The sequence below is a fragment of the Gordonia jinghuaiqii genome, from assembly GCF_014041935.1.
Taxonomy (GTDB): Bacteria; Actinomycetota; Actinomycetes; order Mycobacteriales; family Mycobacteriaceae; genus Gordonia; species Gordonia jinghuaiqii.
Genome location: NZ_CP059491.1, coordinates 4,362,644 through 4,383,575, shown reverse-complemented (window position 1 = coordinate 4,383,575; position 20,932 = coordinate 4,362,644). Strand labels below are relative to the sequence as shown.

The window sequence follows — 20,932 nt, the reverse complement described above, 5'->3', positions numbered from 1 at the left end:
TGCTCCGGGTTCGGGGCGCCGATCGGCCAAAGTGCTCGTATACCTGACGAGGAGCTCAGGCAGCCGCGCCGACGGTCTGGCGGAGTCGGATGAGACCGTCGCGGATGCGCGACTTCGCCGTGGGGAGGGCGACGCCGAGGTGCTCGGACACCTCCCGATAGGTCAGGCCGTGGAAGTAGGCGAGCTCGATGGCCTGCCGCTGCAGTGGGGTGATGGTCTCGAGGCCGGTGTGGATCAGGCGGGCGATCTCGCGACGCTCCACCGACTCGCTGACCTCGTCGACCTCCCGGGAGGTCTCGGCGATGCCGTAGTTGACGGTGCGACGCGTGGCCGCCGACTCCGAGCGGACCCGGTCGACGGCACGACGATGGGCCATCGTCAGGATCCAGGACAGGGCCGAGCCGGATTTCGGGTCGTAACCCGCGGCGCCGCGCCACACGGCGAGGAAGGTCTCCTGGGTGGCTTCCTCGCTGTAACCGGAATCGCGCAACACCCGCAGCGTCATCCCGTACACCCGATCACAGGTTGCGTCGTAGAACTGTGCGAACGCATCCATGTCGCCCGTCGCCACGCGGGCGAGGAGAGTGTTCAGATCGGTTTCATTCATCACGAAACTCCTAGCCGCAGGGACGTTGTCACGCGTTCCGGGGCGAGCGGCAGGATCGGGGGTTGCCGCGGAGCTCTCGGTGCGATGTGGTCAACGCTAGGCGGGTGGAGGGCAGAAGTGACCATCACGAGACACAACGGGATGGTTTCGCAATCTACGGTAACGGAAACATAACAGCGCCGGGGTTCGCGGGCTGTGACGTTGCCGAACGGCGATGTCGCAAGGGTGGCGTAGCGTGCTCGCTGCGAGAGGAGCACCATGCCCGACGACACCGTAGTGCTTGCCGACGGCCGCCCGCGCTGCCTGTGGGCCGGGCGTGAACCGGAGACCACCTACCACGACACCGAGTGGGGATTCCCGACGTCGGGCGACACCGCGCTGTTCGAGCGCGTCTGCCTCGAGGGCTTCCAGTCGGGCCTCAGCTGGCGCACCATTCTGATCAAGCGAGACAACTTCCGGGCGGCCTTCGCCGGATTCGACGTCGAGCGGGTTGCCCGCTACACCGACTCCGATGTGACGCGACTCCTCGGTGATGCCGGCATCGTCCGGCACCGCGGCAAGATCGAGGCCTCGATCAACAACGCGCAGCGCGCCGTGGAGCTCATCGACGAGCACGGGTCCCTGGAGTCCTATTTCTGGCAGTATGCGCCGGTCGGCGACCATGTACCGGGATCGATGACGACCTCACCGCAGTCGGTCGCGCTGTCCAAGGACCTCAAGAAGAGGGGCTGGCGGTTCGTCGGACCGACGACGATGTTCGCGCTCATGCAGGCAGTCGGGATGGTCAACGATCATGCTTACGACTGCGTCATCCGCGACGAGGTGACAGCAGCGCACGAAGCGGCACTTCGCCAGAGATTGTAGACAATCCGACGATATGTCATCATTCGAGGGATGAACGCCCAGATCGGCATCGGCATGGTGTGTCCGTTCGACATGGCCCTGGATCGCGAGCTGTGGCGCTGGATGCCCGATTCGGTGTCGCTGTACTTCACGCGCACCGGATTCATCGACGCCCCGGTCGACGTCGAACTGTGCCGCGATCTGAACAATCACGCCGAGATCGCTGCGGCTGTGAAGGCGGTGTCGTCGGTGGGGCCACGGTCCTTCGGCTACGCGTGTGCATCGGGCAGCTTCGTCTACGGAATGGCCGGGGCTCTCGAGATCTCCAACTGCATGCTCGCCGCCGGCGCCGACCGGGCTGTGACCACATCGGAGGCCCTGGTCCGTGCCCTCGACACGATGGACATCAGGACGCTGTCCGTCGCGACTCCCTACACCCCGGCACTCACCGGCCTGCTGTGCGACTTTCTCGCCGAGTCCGGGCGCGGCGTCGTGGCACAGGCCGGCCTCGGGTGCGATCACGAGATCTGGACCGTCCCGTACCACGTGACCGCGGACCTGATCCGCGCCGCCGACCATCACGACGCCGATGCCGTCTTCGTGTCGTGCACCAACCTGTGGACCTACGACATCCTCGCCGACCTCGAAGCCGAACTCGGCAAACCGGTGCTGTCGGCCAACCAGGTCACCGCCTGGGCAACACTGTGCGACGCGGGCATATTCGGCGGGGAGGTCGCGCCGGCGGGATGGTCGACGACCCATGCCCAGTCGTTGTTTGCCCGTAGCATTGCCGCATGACCTCTGACGCAGCGAAGTTCGGTGAGGCCGCGACCGCGAAGTACGTGAACCTCACCACCTATCGCAAGGACGGCACGGCGATCACCTCGCCGCTGTGGGCGGCCCCCGACGGGGACCGCCTGGTCATGTGGACCGTGGCCGATTCCTGGAAGGTCAAGCGCATCCGTCGTGACCCGCGGGTCATCGTGCAGGCCTGTGATGTCCGCGGCCGAAAGGTCATCGGCGAGCCGGTGGCGGGTACGGCCGAGGTCCTCGACGAGGCCGCCAGCGACCGGGTCAAGAAGGCGATCGCCGACAAGTACGGACTCCTCGGCCGGCTCACCATCCTCGGCAGCAAGATCCGCCGCGGCAAGCACGGCAGCGTCGGGATCGTCATCACCGCTGCACCGTCGTCCTAGGTCGCCGCATCACTTCCGAATCCTCACGCGCCATCGCGTCTGTCGACTCACCGCTGCGGTGAGTCGCGTCTTCACGCTCCGGCGTTCCGCCGGCATCGGCAGCGGACCTGCCCCGGTAAAGGCGACGTCAATAACGCCGCCGCGGGCGTATGGAAAGCGTTAACGCGCGGCTTTCCGAGTACGTCCCGGGGTGATCCTGTGTCGTGCCCATCGTCGAGGTGGGCGCCCGGCGGGCACTCCGAGCGAGTGCCCGCCGGAGGGTGTGTTCGAGGAAGTGAGAGATCCGTGGCAGATCTGATGTACGTCCTGCTCGCCGTGGCGGGGTTCGCCGTGTGCGTGCTGGCCGTCCGTGCGGTCGACGTGAGGACCAAGCAGTGACCGCCGCCGGGACTATCAACGTCGTCCTCCTGGTGTCGGCGGTGGTGACGGTCGTGTTCCTGCTCGTGGCGCTCGTGTTCCCGGAGAGGTTCTGAGCCGGTGAGTACAACTGTTGCCGGGCTCCTCCAGGTCGCGGTGCTGCTGGCCGTCCTGGCCGCGGTCTATGTCCCCCTGGGTGACTACATGGCGCGGGTCCTCTCCGGAGACCGCGACCTGGCGGGCGAGCGGCTCCTGTATCGACTCGCACGGATCGATCCGCGCGGTCAGCAGACGTGGGTGGGCTATGCCCTTGCCGTACTGGGATTCTCGCTCGTCTCGTTCCTGTTCCTGTACGTGATCCAGCGGGCTCAGGGGTTCCTGCCCTGGTCCGACGGAAAGGACGGTGTAGCACCGTCGATGGCGTTCAACACCGCCATCTCCTTTGTCAGCAACACCAACTGGCAGTCCTACTCGCCCGAGATCGTGATGAGCAACCTCACCCAGATGCTGGGCCTCACCGTGCAGAACTTCCTGTCCGCGGCGGTCGGTCTGGCGGTGGCCGTCGCGCTCATCCGCGGGATCGTCAACCGGTCCGGCAACGGTCAGCTCGGCAACTTCTGGGTCGACCTGGTGCGGATCACGGTCCGAATCCTGCTGCCGCTCAGCGTCATCGTGGCCACCCTCCTGATCACACAGGGTGTCGTCCAGTCGTGGCACACCGGAGTCGGCTTCACCGCCCTCGACGGCACCGACGCGCGCAGCCTCGTCGGACCCTTCGCGTCGCAGGAGGCCATCAAGGAACTCGGCACCAATGGCGGTGGCACGCTGTCGGCGAACTCCGCCCATCCGTTCTCCAACCCGACCCCGTTGTCGAACCTCGTGGAAATCTCTGCGCTGCTGCTCATCCCGGTATGCCTCACCCGCACCTACGGGACGTTGGTCGGCGACCGGCGCCAGGGCCTGACCCTTCTCGGTGTCATGGCGACGATCTGGACGGCGATGCTCGCCGTCGTGTGGTTCTTCGAATCCCGCACCGCCGGGGCGGCTTCGCGGGCTGCGGGCGCGATGATGGAAGGCAAGGAATTACGCTTCGGAGTTCCCGGGTCGGCACTGTTCGCGGTGTCGACGACCGGGACATCCACCGGTGCGGTCAACTCCGCCCACGACAGCTTCTCCGCGGGCGGCGGCGGCGCTGTCCTGTGGAACATGCTGCTCGGCGAGATCGCTCCCGGCGGTGTCGGATCGGGACTGTACGGAATCCTGGTGATGTCGATCATCACCGTGTTCGTGGGCGGTCTGCTGGTCGGACGGTCGCCGTCGTTCCTGGGCAAGAAGGTCGGGCAGCACGAGATCACCATGGCGGCACTGTACGTACTGGTGATGCCTGCCCTGGTGCTCGCCGGAACGGGGATCTCGGTGATCCTGGGATCGACCCCCGCGGCCCAGGGCAACAGCGGCGACCCCGGCAGCCCGGGATCGATCCACGGATTCGGCGAGGTGCTGTACGCCTACGCGTCGGCGGCCAACAACAACGGCAGCGCCTTCGGCGGCCTCACCGCGACCGGCGACTGGTTCCAGTCCTCACTCGGCGTCGCGATGCTGCTCGGTCGTTTCCTGCCGATCGTGTTCGTCCTCGCGCTGGCGGGACTGCTCGGGAGACAACGCCCGCGAGCCACCGAGCTCGTCGTGGAGACAGCGGGCGGCATCGGGGGCGACAGCACGGGCGACCCGGAGAACTCCGCTCCCGGCCAGGGGGCGGTCGCCACCGCAGTCCGGACGGCGTCGTCGACGACCGGTGTGGAGACCGAGAAGAGTGTCGCCACCGAGAAAAAAGTGTGGACCGTGTCCACCCTGCCCACCCACGGGCTCCTCTACGGAACCCTGCTGGCGTCGACCATCCTGCTCGTCGCCGGACTCACCTTCTTCCCCGCCATGGCGCTGGGACCGATTGCCGAGGCGCTACTGTGACAACCCAACTCATCGACACCGACAGTGACGACAGCGACAACGGCGACGAAGGAGCCGGCACCGCGCGCGTCGGGGAACCGGCGGAACCGAACCTGGTGGCGCGCGGCGCCTTCGACATCCGGTCGCTGCTGACCTCACTGCCGCAGGCGGTGCGCAAACTGACCCCGCGTGACCAGGCGCGGAATCCGGTGATGTTCGTGGTCTATCTGGGCGCGATCGTGACCACCGTGCTGGCGGTCGTGCGACCGTCGTGGTTCGGCGCGACGGTCGCCGCGTGGCTGTGGTTCACCGTCGTGTTCGCCAATCTCGCCGAGGCCGTGGCCGAGGGGAGAGGCCGTGCCCAGGCCGACAGTCTCCGGAAGGTCAAGCGGGACACGGTCGCCCGGCGTCTGAACGAGGACGGCTCGGCGGACGAGGTTCCGGGCAGCGAACTTCGCATCGGTGACCTCATCGTCGTCGAGGCGGGTGAGCTCATCGCCGGCGACGGCGACGTGGTCGACGGCATCGCGACGGTCGACGAATCGGCGATCACCGGCGAATCCGCCCCTGTGATAAGGGAATCGGGCGGTGACCGCTCCGCGGTCACCGGCGGCACGGTGGTGCTCTCGGACCGCATCATCGTCAAGATCACGACCTCGCCGGGGGAGACATTCGTCGATCGGATGATCGCGCTGGTCGAGGGTGCCGCCCGGAAGAAGACCCCGAACGAGATCGCCCTGGACATCCTGCTGACCAGCCTGACGGTCATCTTCCTGCTCGCGGTGATCGCGGTCGGCCCGATGCAGGAGTACGCCGGGCAATCTCCCGACCCGGTCAAACTGATAGCGCTGCTGGTGTGCCTCATCCCCACCACCATCGGGGCGCTGCTGAGTTCCATCGGGATCGCCGGGATGGACCGGCTCGTCCAGCGCAACGTACTGGCGATGTCGGGGCGTGCCGTCGAGGCGGCCGGCGACGTCGACACCCTGCTCATGGACAAGACGGGCACCATCACCTACGGCAACCGCCGTGCCACGGACCTGTTCCCGGCGCCGGGCGTCGGGGTCGAGGAACTCGCCGACGTCGCCTACCGGTGCAGTCTCGCCGACGACACGCCCGAGGGGCGCAGCATCGTCGATCTGTGCCTGGGCACCTACGGTGTCGAACCGGTCGACCGGGGCGCCGGGTTCGGGGTGGTGGCGTTCACCGCTCAGACCCGGATGAGCGGCATGGACATCGACGAGTCCGGCACACGCGTCGAGTACCGCAAGGGTGCGGCCGACGCGGTGACGTCGTGGATAGCCGCCGGCTCGGGCACGGTCGAGGCCGAGGTGATCGCCGACGTCGACCGGATCGCGAGCGCAGGCGGCACACCACTGGTGGTCGGGGTCCGCGACAGTGGGGTCGGGGGTGAGGGCGGGGTCGCGCGGGTGCTCGGTGTGATCGCGCTGTCCGACGTGGTGAAACCCGGTATGGCCCAACGCTTCGCGCAACTCCGCGCGATGGGCATCCGCACGGTGATGGTGACCGGCGACAATCCGCGGACCGCACGCGCGATCGCCGCGCAGGCAGGTGTCGACGACTTCGTCGCCGAGGCAACCCCGGAGGACAAGCTGGCATTGATCCGCAGCGAACAGGCGGGTGGGCGTCTCGTCGCGATGACCGGTGACGGGACGAACGACGCCCCCGCGCTGGCGCAGGCCGACGTGGGACTGGCGATGAACACCGGGACGTCAGCGGCCAAAGAAGCCGGCAACATGGTGGATCTGGACTCCGACCCCACCAAACTCATCGAGGTGGTGGCGATCGGCAAGCAGTTGTTGATCACCCGCGGAGCGCTGACGACGTTCTCGCTGGCCAACGACCTCGCGAAGTACTTCGCGATCCTGCCGGCGATGTTCACCGCGACCTACCCGCAGCTCGACGCACTCAACATCATGGGCCTGCACTCGGCACAGTCGGCGATCGTCTCGGCCGTGATCTTCAACGCGCTGATCATCGTCGCACTCATCCCGCTCTCGTTGCGGGGCGTGCGCTATCGACCGAGCTCGGCGTCGAAGCTGTTGGGCCGCAACCTGCTCGTCTACGGCGTCGGCGGGGTCATCACGCCGTTCGTCGGTATCTGGCTGATCGATCTCGTCGTCCGACTCGTTCCGGGAATGGGATGAACACATGAACACAGTCATCACCGGCTTCGTCCGGCAGTGCGTGGCCGCCGCCGGAATCCTGCTGGCCCTCACCCTGGTCCTCGGTGTCGCCTATCCCGCTGCGGTATGGGTCATCTCCCGGGCCAACAGTTCCGGAGCGGAGGGTTCCCAGCTCGTCGACGCGCGCGGCTGTCCCGTCGGGTCCGCGCTCATCGGCCTCGATCCGCAGGTGCCCGCGGGAGAACCGGACCCGTATCTACACGCGCGCGTCGTCGGGGCCGCGGACGAACCCATGTCGACCGGGGACCCATCCGCGTCGGCGGCGACCAACCAGGGGCCGAACAGCGAGACCCTCCTCGCGAACGTCGAGGCACGCCGAACGCTCATCGCCGAACGTGAGGGGGTGGCACCGTCGGCGGTACCCGCCGACGCGGTCACCGGGTCGGGTTCCGGTCTCGACCCGCACATCAGCCCGGCGTACGCGGAGCTGCAGGTTCCACGCCTGTCAGAGGTCACCTCCAGGTCGAGCGAGGAGATCCGCTCGATCATCGCCGAGCACACGGAGCGACGTCAGTTCGGGATTCTGGGCGAGCCTCGAGTCAACGTGCTGGAGGTGAATCTGGCCCTCGGTCACACGGTGGCTCGGTGCCACACGTCATGACCGGCGATAGAATCCGCCCATGACCTCACCGTCGGGATCGGCGGCGGCCTCCCCGGCCCGCTCGCCGGGTCGGGGATCGGCCGGCCGGAACACCACCGACCGTGGACGGTTGGTGGTGTTCCTCGGCTGTGCGCCCGGCGTGGGGAAAACCTACGAGATGCTCGCGCAGGCACGGGGGCTGGTCGACGAGGGCGTCGACGTGGTCGTCGCGGTGGTCGAGTCGCACGGCCGGGTCGCCACCGCGGCCCTGGTGGACGGACTGGAGGTGGTGCCCCGGACCCTGCGGACCCATCGGGGCACCCACCTCGAGGAGATGGACCTCGACGCGGTCCTGGCCCGACTCCCTCAGGTCGCGCTGGTCGACGAACTGGCCCACACCAACGCACCGGGCTCCCGAAATGCCAAGCGCTGGCAGGACATCGAGGACCTCCGGGACGCGGGGATCGACGTCTACTCGACGATCAACATCCAGCACCTCGAGAGCCTGAACGACGTGGTGGCGCAGATAACCGGGGTGGTGCAACGGGAAACGGTGCCCGACGACGTCGTTCGCGGCGCCGACCAACTCGAGCTCGTCGACATCGATCCGCAAGCGCTGCGGCAACGCCTCTCGGCAGGCAAGGTCTACCCGGACGGACGGGTCGAGGGTGCGCTGGCCAACTACTTCCGGCAGGGCAATCTCACCGCACTGCGCGAACTCGCGCTCCTGTGGCTGGCCGACCAGGTCGACGACAAGCTCGCCGATTATCGTGCCGCGCACGCGATCACCGACACGTGGGAGGCGCGGGAGCGGGTGGTGGTGGCGATCACCGGTGGGCCGGAATCGCCGACCCTGCTGCGTCGAGCCAGCCGCATCGCCTCCCGGTCGAGCGCGGAGTTGCTGGCCGTGCACGTGGTCCGGGGCGACGGGCTCGCCGAGTCGAGCTCCCATCTCGCCGGCCTGAAGGAGCTCGCCGCCGGCTTCGGGGCACGGATTCACTCCATCGTCGGCGACGACATCCCGGCCACCCTGCTCAATTTCGCCCGCGGGGTCAACGCCACCCAGCTGGTCCTCGGCACGTCACGGCGACCGCGCTGGAAACGGATCTTCGACGAGGGCGTCGGGGCCGCCGTGGTCAGCGACAGCGGCCGCATCGACGTGCACATGGTGACCCACGACGAGACCACCCGCCGCAGTCGCCTCGACGTGCGCAACACCCGGTTCCACCGCCCGCTGAGTTGGGTCTTCGCGGTGCTCGTGCCGCTGGCGACGACCGGGGTGCTGTGGCTGGCCGATCCGTGGCTCGGTTTCACCAGCGAATCGGCGTTGTTCTTCGTCGCGGTGCTCGCGGTGTCGATGCTCGGAGGTGTTGCCCCGGCCGCGTTGTCGGCGGTGGTGTCGGGGTTGCTCCTCAACTACTTCTTCACCGAGCCGAGATTCACCTTCACCATCAGTCAGCCGGACAACCTGATCACCATCCTGGTGATGCTCGTCATCGCCACAGCAGTTGCCGCACTAGTCGATTCGGCCACCGTGCGCCGCGCTCAGGCCCAGGACGCCGCCCGCGAGGCCGAACTGCTCGCGCTGTTCTCCAGCGTGGTGCTCGGCGGTGCCGATGTGCCGGCACTGCTGGAACGGGTGCGGGAAACCTACGGTCAGCGGGCCGTTTCGTTGATCCGGCGGACCTCGCGCGCGTCGCGAGAGGTCGCGGCCGCGGTCGGTCAGTCGCCACCGGCCGGTCCGGACGAGGCGGACACCACCTGCGTGGTGCCCGGCGGGGAGTTCGAACTCTTGTTGAGAGGCCCCAGGCTGGGCGCGCGGGACCGTCGCGTGCTGGCGGCCGTGGCCAGTCAGGCGGCCGGAGCCGTGGAACGCAACGCACTCGAAGCCGAGGCCGCGTCGGCCGAGGCGCTGGCGCGAACCGATGAGCTCCGCCGCGCGTTGTTGTCGGCGGTCGGCCACGACCTGCGTACCCCGCTCGCGGCAGCGAAGGCCGCGGTGTCGAGCCTGCGCAGCGAGGATGTCACCTTCAGTGCCGAGGACACCGCGGAACTACTGGCGACGGTGGACGAGTCGGTCGATCATCTCGCCGACCTGGTGGGAAATCTGCTCGACTCATCGCGGCTGGCGGCCGGCGCCGTGCGCCCGCGGATGGACCAGACGTTCCTGGCCGAGGTGATCCACCGCGCCGCTGCCGCAGTGCATCGTCCCGGAGCGACAACCGACCTGCGACTCGACCTCGAACATGCGTGGGCCTTCACCGATCCGGGCCTGCTCGAGCGTGTGCTGGCCAATCTCGTCGACAACGCGCGACGGCACGGCGGGGGAGATGTCGAGATCACCTCCCGACTGACCCCAGACGATCCGGCGCGGTGCGTCATCCGCGTCATCGATCACGGTCCCGGCCTGCCGGAGACCGACCGGGACGAGGTGTTCACGGCATTTCACCAGGGCGGCGACACCAACGGTGCGTCCGGTGTGGGCCTCGGTCTGTCGGTCGCGAAGGGATTCGTCACCGCGATCGGGGGAGAACTCACCGCCGAGGACACCCCGGGTGGCGGACTCACGATGGTCATCGACCTACCCGCGACGGACGAGCTCGACGCGCCGTCGCGGCGCCGGGGAGCGGCGAGATGAGTGCCGAGAAGACTCGTGTCCTCGTCGTCGACGACGAGCCGCAGTTGTTGCGGGCGTTGCGGATCAATCTCAACGCTCGCGGCTTCGCCGTCACCACCGCGGCGACCGGTACCGCGGCGTTGTCGTCGGCGGCGCGGATCCGCCCCCACGTCGTGGTACTCGACCTCGGGCTTCCCGACATCGACGGACTGACCGTGCTCGAAGGGCTGCGCGGCTGGACGACGGTCCCGGTGATCGTGTTGTCGGCCCGCACCGACGCCGCCGACAAGGTGGCCGCCCTCGATGCCGGCGCCGACGACTACGTCACGAAGCCGTTCGGCATGGAGGAGTTCCTGGCGCGGTTGCGGGCTGCGGTGCGTCGTGGGGCGGTGGCGAGCGGGACGTCGGAATCGCCGGTGGTCGACGCGGGCACCTTCGTGGTCGACCTCGCCGCCAAGCAGGTGACCCGCGACGCGGCCCCGGTCCACCTCACGCCGACCGAATGGGGGATCCTGGAGCTGCTGGTGCGGAACGAAGGGAAACTGGTGTCCCAGAAAGACATCCTGAGTTCGGTCTGGGGACCGGGGTACGACGGGCAGAGCAACTATCTCCGTGTGTATCTGGCGAGTCTGCGGCGCAAGCTCGAGACCGACCCGGCCACCCCCCGACATCTCCTCACCGAGGCCGGGATGGGCTACCGGTTCGTGCGATCGTGATCGCCGACGCCGAGATCCCGCCCGGCCTGCGCAGGCAGGAGACGCTCGGACCCCGGTGGCAGGACTGGCTCGACCGACTGCCGCGGACGGCCTCCGGTGTCCTCGCGGAGTGGGAGCTGCGCCGGGAGGGAACCGAACTGTGGCACGGCTTCGAGTCGCTGGTGATCCCGGTGACCGACCGCAGCGGGTACCCGACCGTCCTGAAGCTGGCGTACGACGGTGACGACGAAGGTGCGCAAGAGGCACTGGGACTGCAACAGTGGGGCGGAGTGGGTGCGGTGCGGATGCTGCGCGCCGATCCCCGTCGTCGGGCACTGCTCCTCGAACGGTTGGAACGGCGCGACCTCACCTCGGTCGACGACGCCGAGGCCTGTGTCGTGGTCGCGGATCTGTACGGCGCCCTGCATGTCCCGGCTCCGGGACGCATGACGCACCTGACCGCGCACCTCGAGCGCTGGCTGACGGCGATGACGAGCATGCCCCGCGACGCACCCGTACCGAGACGATTTGTGGAACAGTCGCTTTCGCTGGGCAGGGACTTCCTCTCGGACGACGCGAGTACCGGTGTGGTCATCCATGGGGATCTCCATCACGAGAACGTGCTCATGGACGGAACCGGCCGGTGGCTGGCGATCGATCCGAAACCGATGTCGGGTGACCGGCATTACGAGCTCGCGCCGATGCTGTGGAATCGACTCGACCACTATCACGACCACGACCGCGACCACACCGGAATCGATGTCCGCGACGTCATCCGCCACCGCTTCCACACCATCGTCGACGCCGCCGGGCTCGACCCCGATCGCGCCCGCGACTGGGCCATCGTCCGCATGATCCTTAACGCGCACTGGGCGATCGAGGATGCGGACCGGGTGTCGAGGGCGCTCACCGCCGCCGACCGGGAGTGGATCACCACCTGCATCACCGTGGCCAAAGCGGTCATCGAGTGAACAGTGTCCCCAGTCCGGTTGCGGCGACGGAGGTCCCGGCGAGCCGCAGACCCTGCCAGGCGGTCACCTGATTGGCCGTCAGCACCGGTTTGCCGAACTCCTCCTCGAGTCCGGTGATCCATCGCGCGGTGTGGAGTGCGGTGTCCGGGACGAGTAGTGCCCGGGCGTCGTCGCGATCTGCTGCGGCCAGCATGCCGAACAGGCCGTCGCCGTCGAGGGTTCCCGCCGCGGATGCTGTCAGGATGTCGTTCGCGCACAAGGCGATCACGTCGACACCTCCGTCGGCGAGGAAGCCGATGAACCTCGACGCCAACGGTTTCGGGTACGTCGCGGCGATCGCGACGCGGGAGATGCCGAGTTCGTGGCAGGCGTCGACGAACGCCAGCGAGGTCGACGATGCGGCCAGGCCGCAGGCGTCGGAGATGTCGGCCACCTGCCGCCGCGCGCCGTCGTATCCGTGGACGAAGCTGCCGGAGGTACACGCCCACATCAGTGCCGCCGGGGAATACGCCCGGGCTCGCCGTACGCCGTCGGCCAAGCGTGTCCGTTCGCCGACGGCCGCCATCGCTTCCACGGTGTGGGCGTCGGACCCCACCTCGGTGATCACCACCGGCAAGCGGATGTCGCGCGCCGGGGAGGCCGACTCGTTCAGGACCGACTCGTTCAGGGCCGACTCGATCAGCGCGTAGTCGTCTTCGGCGGCATGACCGGGATAGAGCATCGCGACGGTGGTTGTCACTCCCACACCTCCCGGGTAGATTGTCAACAATCTACCAACCGACGACGAGGGGGCGCATGTCGGACACGGCACGGTGGCTCGGTGCCGCCGACCTCGCAGAGGCCTACCGAACGGGCGCGCTCACGCCCGAGACGGTGGCGCTCGAGCTGCTCGACCTCATCGACGAGGTCGACCCCGCGATCAACGCATACTGCCTGCTCGACCGGGAGACGACGCTGTCCCAGGCGCGGGCGTCCGGTGCCCGCCATGCGGCCGGCACCCCGCTGAGCCCGCTCGACGGTGTTCCCGTCAGCATCAAGGACCTGCTCCTCACGAGCGGATGGCCGACCCTTCGAGGCTCGCTGATGATCCGCCCGGACCAGATGGAGTGGGACACCGATGCCCCCGCCGTGGCGCGGCTGCGTGAGGCGGGTGCGGTGATGCTGGGCAAGGTCACCACCCCGGAGTTCGGCTGGAAGGGCGTCACCGACAGCCCCCGGACGGGCATCACGCGCAACCCGTGGGACAGGATGCGGACATCCGGCGGTTCGAGCGGCGGCAGTGCGGCGGCGCTCGCCGCGGGCCTGGGTCCGCTCTCGGTGGGCACCGACGGCGGTGGATCGATACGCATACCCGCCGCCTACTGCGGTGTCGTCGGGTTCAAGGCGACACTCGGGCGGGTGCCGATGTACCCGCCGAGCCCGTTCGCCCCGGTCGCCCACGTCGGTCCGATGACCCGCGCGGTGACCGACTGCGCGCTCCTGCTGGACGTCCTGAGCGGCTACGACCCGCGCGACTGGGCGGCGCTCCCGACCCCGGCGCGCAGTGCCGTCGAGGCGGTTGCGGAGGTCGGTGACCTCTCCGGCCTGCGGGTCGGCTACAGCTCCGACCTCGGCTTCGGCTCGAATGATCCTGGCGTGCAGGCCAACACCGATCGAGCCGTCTCGGTGCTTGAGCAGCTGGGTGCGACGGTGGAGAAGGTGGACCTCGGGTGGGACGACCCGGCGTGGGCCTATCACGTGATCTGGTTCGTCGGCGCCGAGGCGGTGGTGCGGGCACTGGGGCCGGCGGCAGCCGACCGCGTCGATCCTCTGCTCCTCGAGGCCCTCGAGCGCCACCGGGACATCAGTGCGGCCGACATGGTGGATGCCACCGCGCTCCGCATGGAGATGGGCACCCAGATGGGCCGCCTGCACGAGGAATTCGACGTTCTGGTGACGCCGACGATGCCGACGGTGGCCTTCGGGGCGGGACGAACCGTGCCGGAGGGCTCGTCGTCGCCCGACTGGACGTCGTGGACTCCGTACTCGTATCCGTTCAATCTCACCGGGCAGCCGGCGATCACGGTGCCGAGCGGCTTCGTCGACGGGCTGCCGACCGGCGTGCAGTTCGTCGCCGCACGTCACCGGGACATGACAGTGCTGCGCGTGGCCGCGGCGTACGAGGCCGCTGCGGGCTTCACGATGCTGGGAGACCGTCCTTGACAGCGAACTTGTCGGCACCGGAACGGTTCATCACCGTGACGCTCGAGAAACGCGGTGTGACGGCCGTGGCGAAGATGCTCGATGCGCAGGCCCCGCGCACCGCAGCCGCGGTATGGGACGCGCTACCGCTCGGCGGGCAGGTCTTCCACGGCAAATTCGCGCGGAACGAGATCTACACCCTCCTCCCGGCGTTCGCACCGACCGAACCGGGCATGGAGAACACCACGATCACGCCGATCCCCGGCGATCTGTGCTATTTCACCTTCGACGGCGTGCTGGACAACCCGGCCTACGGGTACGAGGCGGAATCCGCGCCCGCGCAACATCGGCTGCTCGTCGATCTCGCGGTGTTCTACGGCCGCAACAACCTGCTGGTCAACGGCGACGTCGGCTGGGTGCCGGGCAACGTGTTCGCCACGATCACCGAGGGGCTCGAGGAGTTCGCGGCCGCCTGCAACGACGTCTGGATGGGTGGCGCGCGCGGCGAGAAATTGTCGTATGCGCGCCACTCACGGTAAGAAAGAGGGGATGACGGTGACGATGAAGGTTGATGCCGAAACCCCGGGTCCGGACGACCCGGGGGCGAGTCAAACCCCCGTTCACCAGCGCAAACAGGGTGGATCGGCGCGTCGTCGGGTGCTCACGCCGCTGGTGCAGGAGTCGACACCGGCGATCATCGCGCGTAAGTTGCACAACGCCATCGCCAACGGCGACTTCCCGCCCGGATCCCAGCTGACCGAGTCGGGGCTCGCCGCCGACCTGGGTGTCAGCCGCGGCCCCCTGCGTGAGGCCATGCAGCGTCTCACCGCGGAAGGGTTGCTGGTGAGCCATCGCAACCGGGGACTGTTCGTCGTCTCCATGGAGGACGACGACATCCGCGACATGTACGTCGCGCGCACCGCAGTGGAACGTGCTGCCCTGCAGCAGGTGATCGCGCATCGCGAGGACGACGCGGTGCGGGCCCTGGGTGAGGCGGTCGAGGCCATGCGTGAGTTCATCGACGAGCCCAACGGCGCCGGGATGGCGGAGGCCGACATGGGATTCCACCAGACTCTGGTGGATTTCGCAGGAAGTCAACGACTTTCGCGTCTACACGAGACGATTCTCGTGGAGACGAGGATGTGCCTTCGGGCCATGCGGGGAACGTATTCCTCGGGAAAGGATCGCATCGCAGAACACCAGATGTTGGTGGACGCCATCGCCGCGGGAGATGCCGCGGCGGCAGATGCTCTGATGATCGAGCACATGGCCGATGGGTTGCGCCGCCTGATCGGTGACGGCGCGGGTGCCGGAAACCTCCAGGCGGTGAGCGGCTGATCCCCTCGGGCCGGAATGCGCACGTGGTGTAGACGTCGGCGCATCCGGGTATATGGGTCCACCGACCTCAGGTCGAAATCCGGGCGAACGGGCGCGAAGAGTCCCCGCCGCGGAGCTCGGCGTGACGAGCGAACGGCCCTACGACATTCAGGAAGCGCAGATGAGCGAACCGACCAAGACGGACACATATGAGCGGCTGGCGCCGGACCCGGAGTCTCCCGAGGGTAGGAAGCTCCTCCGCAAGGCCATCGGCGCATCGGCGATCGGCAACGCCACCGAGTGGTTCGACTACGGCGTCTACGCCGCCGCGTCTGTCTATCTGACCCAAGCCTTCTTCCCCGGTGAACTCGGCACCATCGGCACGATGCTCGGTTTTGCGATCTCGTTCGTCCTGCGGCCGCTCGGCGGCATGATCTGGGGTCCGATCGGCGATCGCATCGGGCGCAAGTCGGTGCTGGCCATGACCATTCTGCTCATCTCGGGTGCGACCGCTCTGATCGGAATGTTGCCGACCCATGCGTCCATCGGCGTGTGGGCGCCGATCCTGCTCATCACGCTCCGCGTGGTCCAGGGATTCTCCACCGGCGGGGAATACGGCGGTGCCGCAACGTTCATGGCGGAGTACGCCCCGGACAACAAGCGCGGCAAGTACGGGTCGTTCCTCGAGGTGGGCACCCTCGCGGGCTTCTGCGGCGGCACCGTGTTCGTCCTGCTTCTCCAACTGGCGCTCACCGATTCGCAGATGGATCAGTGGGGCTGGCGCATCCCGTTCCTGTTCGCGCTGCCCATGGGCCTCATCGGGCTGTACCTGCGGGCGCAGATGGAGGACACACCGGTCTTCCAGGAGCTCGAGCAGGAAGACGAGATCACCGGCACGCCGTGGACGCGCTTCAAGGACCTGATCGTCAACTACCGCCGCCCGATCCTGATCATGTTCGGCATGGTGATCGCGCTCAACATCACCAACTACACGCTCCTGGCCTACCAGCCCACCTACCTGCAGAACACCATCAACCTGAGCGAGACATCGGCGAGCGTCGTCAACACGGTCGGGCAGCTGGTCATGATCGCCCTGGTCCCGTTGTTCGGCTGGTGGTCGGACTCCACCGGCCGCAAACCCATGTGGTGGGGTTCGCTGATCGGCCTGTTCGTCCTCGCACTACCCCTCTACTGGCTGATGGGTCAGGGATTCGTGTGGGCCATCGTGGCTTTCGTGATCCTCGGTGTTCTCTACCTCCCGCAGCTGGCGACCATCACGGCCACCTTCCCGGCGATGTTCCCCACCCAGGTCCGGTATGCGGGCTTCGCGATCTCCTACAACGTCGCGACTGCCGCCTTCGGTGGTACGGCCCCGCTGGTGAACGACGCGGTCATCGAGAACACCGGCTGGAGCCTGTTCCCGGCCGTGTACATGATGGGTGCCTGCGCGGTCGGCATGGTTGCGTTGCTGTTCCTCAAGGAGACCGTGGGCTGCTCGCTGCGCGGCACCGAGATCCCCAGCAAGGAGAACGATTTCAGTTCGCTGAAGGGGCAGAAGGTGGGGACGTAGGTCAGGGTCGGGCCGGGGTCGTCCCCAGAAGCCTCAGCGCGGCGAGGGCGTAGGCCCTCGCCGCGGTGACGAGGTCGGCGATCGCCACCGACTCGTCGGGCTGATGGGCGTCGGTGTTGATGTTCCCGGGTCCCAGCACGATCGACGGGATGCCGAGGTCGCGACTGACGAAACCGCCGTCGCAGGCGGCGCTCCAGCCGCCGACGGAGGTGACGGTCCCGGCGTCGGTGACCGAACCGACCGCCGCGGTGACCAGCGGATGGTCCGCGGCGGTGGCGAACCCGGGCATCTCCATGGTGACCCGGACGTCGACGGAGATGCCGTCGGTGTCGATACCGTTGTCGCGGATGGTTTTTCGTAATTCCTCGGCGATGACGTGCGGATCCTCGTCGGGCATCAGCCGGCGGTCGATACCGAGCGAACAGGAGGGTGCGACCACCGAGATGCCCTGTCCGCCCTGGATGGTCCCCACATTCCAGGTGCCGCAGCCGAGCAGGTCGTCGAGGGACCCGGTGAGGTGCTCGCTGTCGGCACGGATGAGCTCGACGATCGCCGCCGCGGCGTCGATGGCACTGCGACCGTCGGCGGGACGGCCGGAATGGGCGGCGCGGCCGGTCACGTCGATCTCGATGTACGACGCTCCGCGGCAACCGCGAACCACCTGCAGATCGGTGGGTTCGGCGACCACGCAGCCGAGGAAGTCATGGTCGGCGGGTCGGCTCACGAAGTCGCGGACACCGAGACCGTGCTCTTCCTCGTCGGCGGTGCACACGAGGCGCACCGGACCCGACAGTTCGACGCCGAACTCGGCGGCGCGGGACACCGCGGCCATCGCGGCGACGACCGCGGCGAGACCGCCCTTCATGTCGGTGGTGCCGCGGCCGTAGAGCCGGCCGTCGTGGGTGCGCACCGTGTACGGGTCGGCGGTCCAGTAGGGCCCGGCCGGGACGACGTCGGAGTGGCCCAGGAACATCAGTCCCGGCCCGTCGCCCCCGGTCAGGGTGGCGACCAGATTGGGACGCTGCGGCGCGGCCTCGCGGACGTCCACGGTCAGGCCCAGGGCCCGGCACGACTTCTCCAGCACCGCGACGGCCGCACCTTCGGTGCCGCCCGGGTTCTCACTGGGCGCCTCGACCAGGGCGGTGGTGAGCGCGACGAGCGCGTCCTCGTCGATAAGGCCGACGATCGCCCGCTCGGCCGGACTCAGAGCCGTCGGCTCGGGTTCTGATTCACCACTCACTGCACCATCGTCACTCACCCGGCCATCTTCTCAAGACTGGCGGTGAGACGCCGCACACCTTCGTCGATCCGGTCCGGGGTGCTCGACGCGAAGCACAGGCGCATCGAGTTGCGGAAGCGTCCACCGGGCGACAGCGCAGGTCCGGGGATGAATGCGACGCCGTCGGCGAGGGCGACCTCGAACAGCTCCCGGGTGTCGATCTCGGCGAACTCCTCGCGCAGCGTCACCCACAGGAAGAACCCGCCTTCGGGGTTGGTGGTGACCACGCGGTCGCCCAGGTGACGGGCGATGGCGTCGAGCATGGCGTCCTTGCGCTCCCGGTAGAGCGTGCGGATGCCGGCGAGATGGTCTTCGAGGCCGCCGCGGGCGATGTACTCGGCGACGATGTGCTGGTTGGGCACATTGGTGCAGGTGTCCATCGCCTGCTTGCCGTTGATGAGCAGCTGGCGCAGTGACGGGTCGGCGTCGACCCAGCCGACCCGCCATCCGGGCGCCAGGATCTTCGAGAAGGTCCGCACCGAGAAGATCAGCGGGTCGCCGGGACTGAGTGTCTGGAACGTCGGGATGTCGGTGCCGGCGAAACGCAGCAGGCCGTACGGGTCGTCGTCGATGATGACCGAACCCCACGTGTGCGCCAGCCGCAGCAGCTCGCGGCGCCGCTCCTCGGACAAGGTGACGCCCGAGGGGTTCTGGAACGTGGGGATCGTGTAGATCGCCTTGGGCGTCCGGTGGGTGCGTGCGACGAGATCCGCCAGCTGGTCGACCTGCATGCCGTCGTCGTCGACGGGGACCTCGAGCAGCTGCGCACCGTAGGACAGCGCGGTGGCGCTGCCGTTGGTGTAGGTCGGTGACTCGACGATGACCAGGTCACCCGGGTCGACGAAGAGTTTGCACGCGAGGTCGAGGCCCTGCATGCCGCCGGTGGTGATCACCAGGCGGTCGTGGGTCGACGGGTCGGGCGTGGTGGCGAGATAGTCGACGAGCAACTGCAGCAGGCGCGGCTCACCCTCGGTGGCGCCGTAGGTGAACGAGGAGTTGTCCAGGATCTCGCCGGCGATCTGCCGGAACTCGTCGGCGGGTACGGCCTCGTCGGCGGGCGAACCCATCGCGAACCGCACGATGTCGTGGGTCTGCGCTGCCAGCAGCGACGTCGACGAGTCGATCATCGACCCGACGAGGTCCTTGGCCCGGCCGGCGAGCGGCAGTGTGGGGGCGCAGTGCCGGGTCGCGTGCATGGCTTCTGGTGTTGCGGTCATGTCTTTCACCTCATCTCGTCGCCCTTCGTGGCCCGTCGCCTGCGCTCCGCGCACCTGAAGGGGATCAGTGGTCTGTCGTCATTTCCGGATCAGCTCGCGGGGGAACGAGGTGAAGCACTCGACGCCGGTCGGGCTGACCCGCACCGACTCGGAGAGTTCGAAACCGTAGTTGTCCATCCACATTCCGCAGACGATGTGGAAGGTCATGTTGGTCTCCAGGATCGACTCGTCCTCGGTGCGGATGCTGATGGTGCGCTCACCCCAGTCCGGCGGATAGCCGATCCCGATGGAATAGCCCAGGCGCGAAGGCTTCTCGAGACCGTACTTGGCGAGCGTCCAGTTCCAGGTGGAGGCGAGCTCACGGGTCGCGACCCCCGGTCTGATCGCATCGAGCACGTTCTCGAGACCTTCGGCAGTGGCCTTGGCGACATAGTCGAGGTCCTTGGCCGGGGTACCCAGCGACACCGTCCGTGCGAGTGGGCAGTGGTACCGGTTGTGCGCACCGGTCAGCTCGATGACCACCGCCTCGTCCTCGACGAACGTGCCCTGGTGCCAGGTGAGATGCGGTGTGTCGGCGGCGGCACCGGTGGGCATCATCGGCACGATCGCCGGGTAGTCGCCGCCGAACTCCTGGGTGCCGGTGATCTGGGCCTGCGAGATCGCGGCCGCCGCATCGCATTGGCGCACCCCGATGTCGATGGTGTCGATCGCGGCGCGCATCGCCTCCGAACACACCATCCCGGCCTGACGCATCAGCTGGATCTCGGCGTCGGACTTCACCGAGCGCACCCAGTTGACGAGTTCGAAGTTGTCGACGAGCTTCCACTCCGGGATGGCGTTGAACAGAGCCCGATAGGCCTTGGGCGAGAAGAAGTGTGAATCCATCTCCAGGCCGACCGAACCCGCCCGCGACGCCGGTGCGATCAGGTGCCGCTGCCGCAGTGACCACGCGACCCAGTCGAACGGGTGCAGATGCGGCCGGTGCACATAATTCTCCGGATATCCGACGATCTGCTCGTCGGGCAACCACGTCGTCCGATGTGCGCCATGGGCATCCATCTCGCGCGCATAGAAGACCATCTCGCCCTCGATGGGGACGAACAGCATCTGCGGGGTGTAGAACGACCACGCGTTGTACCCGATGAGGTAGAAGATGTTGGCCGGGTCGGTGACGATGATCGCCGACAACCCCTGACGGTCCATGAGTTCGCGGACACGCGTGAGGCGGCGTTCGTACTCGCTGTCGGTGAACAGCTGAGCACCGAGGTACATGGTCTTCTCGATTCTTGTTCAGCGGCAGGGGGACAGGGACAGCGGCAGGGGGACAGGGGCGGGGGCTCGGGGACGG

At 67.9% G+C, this 20,932-nt stretch carries 19 protein-coding genes; 14 read left to right on the top strand and 5 right to left on the bottom strand.

Annotated elements, in window-relative coordinates; genetic code table 11:
- Window positions 1-55: 55 nt before the first annotated feature.
- The gene (gene sigK, locus H1R19_RS19515) at window positions 56-607 is read right to left on the bottom strand and encodes an ECF RNA polymerase sigma factor SigK (protein WP_188331254.1); all 552 of its coding nucleotides are present in this window, start codon (window positions 605-607) and stop codon (window positions 56-58) included.
- Window positions 608-865: 258 nt separating this feature from the next.
- On the opposite strand from sigK, the gene H1R19_RS19510 reads away from it, so the two are divergent.
- The 10 genes from H1R19_RS19510 (at window position 866) to H1R19_RS19465 (ending at window position 12,020) form a co-directional block, all read left to right on the top strand.
- Window positions 866-1,471, top strand: coding sequence for a DNA-3-methyladenine glycosylase I (locus tag H1R19_RS19510; RefSeq protein WP_219849867.1), 606 nt, complete (start codon window positions 866-868; stop codon window positions 1,469-1,471).
- A gap of 30 nt (window positions 1,472-1,501) precedes the next feature.
- The gene (locus H1R19_RS19505) at window positions 1,502-2,248 is read left to right on the top strand and encodes a maleate cis-trans isomerase family protein (protein WP_219849866.1); all 747 of its coding nucleotides are present in this window, start codon (window positions 1,502-1,504) and stop codon (window positions 2,246-2,248) included.
- Window positions 2,245-2,646 carry a PPOX class F420-dependent oxidoreductase gene (locus H1R19_RS19500; protein WP_188331251.1) on the top strand — a complete coding sequence of 134 codons (402 nt, stop codon included), beginning with the start codon at window positions 2,245-2,247 and terminating at the stop codon, window positions 2,644-2,646. Before H1R19_RS19505 ends, H1R19_RS19500 begins: the two co-directional genes overlap by 4 nt.
- A 374-nt stretch (window positions 2,647-3,020) precedes the next feature.
- Window positions 3,021-3,119: a potassium-transporting ATPase subunit F gene (locus tag H1R19_RS19495; protein WP_188331250.1), complete on the top strand. Its 99-nt coding sequence runs from the start codon at window positions 3,021-3,023 to the stop codon at window positions 3,117-3,119.
- A 4-nt stretch (window positions 3,120-3,123) separates the two neighbouring features.
- Window positions 3,124-4,971: a potassium-transporting ATPase subunit KdpA gene (gene kdpA, locus H1R19_RS19490; protein WP_219849865.1), complete on the top strand. Its 1,848-nt coding sequence runs from the start codon at window positions 3,124-3,126 to the stop codon at window positions 4,969-4,971.
- Window positions 4,968-7,118 (top strand): potassium-transporting ATPase subunit KdpB, encoded by a 2,151-nt coding sequence (gene kdpB / locus H1R19_RS19485; RefSeq protein ID WP_219849864.1) that lies wholly within the window; start codon window positions 4,968-4,970, stop codon window positions 7,116-7,118. Before kdpA ends, kdpB begins: the two co-directional genes overlap by 4 nt.
- A 4-nt stretch (window positions 7,119-7,122) precedes the next feature.
- On the top strand, window positions 7,123-7,758 hold the full coding sequence (locus tag H1R19_RS19480; RefSeq protein WP_188331247.1) for a potassium-transporting ATPase subunit C: 636 nt from the start codon (window positions 7,123-7,125) through the stop codon (window positions 7,756-7,758).
- A 19-nt stretch (window positions 7,759-7,777) separates the two neighbouring features.
- The gene (locus H1R19_RS19475) at window positions 7,778-10,375 is read left to right on the top strand and encodes a sensor histidine kinase (RefSeq protein ID WP_219849863.1); all 2,598 of its coding nucleotides are present in this window, start codon (window positions 7,778-7,780) and stop codon (window positions 10,373-10,375) included.
- Window positions 10,372-11,070, top strand: coding sequence for a response regulator (locus tag H1R19_RS19470; RefSeq protein WP_188331245.1), 699 nt, complete (start codon window positions 10,372-10,374; stop codon window positions 11,068-11,070). The genes H1R19_RS19475 and H1R19_RS19470 overlap by 4 nt, the downstream gene beginning before the upstream one ends.
- The gene (locus H1R19_RS19465; protein ID WP_219849862.1) at window positions 11,067-12,020 is read left to right on the top strand and encodes an aminoglycoside phosphotransferase family protein; all 954 of its coding nucleotides are present in this window, start codon (window positions 11,067-11,069) and stop codon (window positions 12,018-12,020) included. Before H1R19_RS19470 ends, H1R19_RS19465 begins: the two co-directional genes overlap by 4 nt.
- Here H1R19_RS19465 and H1R19_RS19460 read toward each other — a convergent pair.
- Entirely contained in the window at window positions 12,010-12,759 is a 750-nt protein-coding gene (locus H1R19_RS19460) for a maleate cis-trans isomerase family protein (protein WP_219849861.1), read from the bottom strand. The two genes, H1R19_RS19465 and H1R19_RS19460, sit on opposite strands and share 11 nt — an antisense overlap.
- A 56-nt stretch (window positions 12,760-12,815) precedes the next feature.
- Between H1R19_RS19460 and H1R19_RS19455 the strand changes: the two genes are divergently transcribed.
- From H1R19_RS19455 to H1R19_RS19440, 4 genes are all read left to right on the top strand, one after another.
- A complete protein-coding gene (locus H1R19_RS19455) occupies window positions 12,816-14,222 on the top strand; it encodes an amidase (RefSeq protein WP_219849860.1) in 1,407 nt (468 codons plus the stop codon).
- A gap of 74 nt (window positions 14,223-14,296) precedes the next feature.
- Window positions 14,297-14,740 carry a DUF3830 family protein gene (locus H1R19_RS19450; protein ID WP_244971012.1) on the top strand — a complete coding sequence of 148 codons (444 nt, stop codon included), beginning with the start codon at window positions 14,297-14,299 and terminating at the stop codon, window positions 14,738-14,740.
- 10 nt (window positions 14,741-14,750) lie between these two features.
- On the top strand, window positions 14,751-15,539 hold the full coding sequence (locus H1R19_RS19445; protein ID WP_188331426.1) for a GntR family transcriptional regulator: 789 nt from the start codon (window positions 14,751-14,753) through the stop codon (window positions 15,537-15,539).
- Between the two features lie 160 nt (window positions 15,540-15,699).
- Window positions 15,700-17,088: an MFS transporter gene (locus H1R19_RS19440; RefSeq protein ID WP_188331241.1), complete on the top strand. Its 1,389-nt coding sequence runs from the start codon at window positions 15,700-15,702 to the stop codon at window positions 17,086-17,088.
- A gap of 1 nt (window position 17,089) precedes the next feature.
- Here H1R19_RS19440 and H1R19_RS19435 read toward each other — a convergent pair whose 3' ends face one another.
- The 3 genes from H1R19_RS19435 to H1R19_RS19425 form a co-directional block, all read right to left on the bottom strand.
- The gene (locus tag H1R19_RS19435) at window positions 17,090-18,328 is read right to left on the bottom strand and encodes a M20 family metallopeptidase (protein WP_219849859.1); all 1,239 of its coding nucleotides are present in this window, start codon (window positions 18,326-18,328) and stop codon (window positions 17,090-17,092) included.
- Window positions 18,329-18,342: 14 nt separating this feature from the next.
- Complete coding sequence (locus tag H1R19_RS19430; protein ID WP_219849858.1) at window positions 18,343-19,584, bottom strand: aminotransferase-like domain-containing protein; 1,242 nt, start codon at window positions 19,582-19,584, stop codon at window positions 18,343-18,345.
- 78 nt (window positions 19,585-19,662) lie between these two features.
- Entirely contained in the window at window positions 19,663-20,856 is a 1,194-nt protein-coding gene (locus H1R19_RS19425; RefSeq protein ID WP_219849857.1) for a M24 family metallopeptidase, read from the bottom strand.
- Window positions 20,857-20,932: the final 76 nt, after the last annotated feature.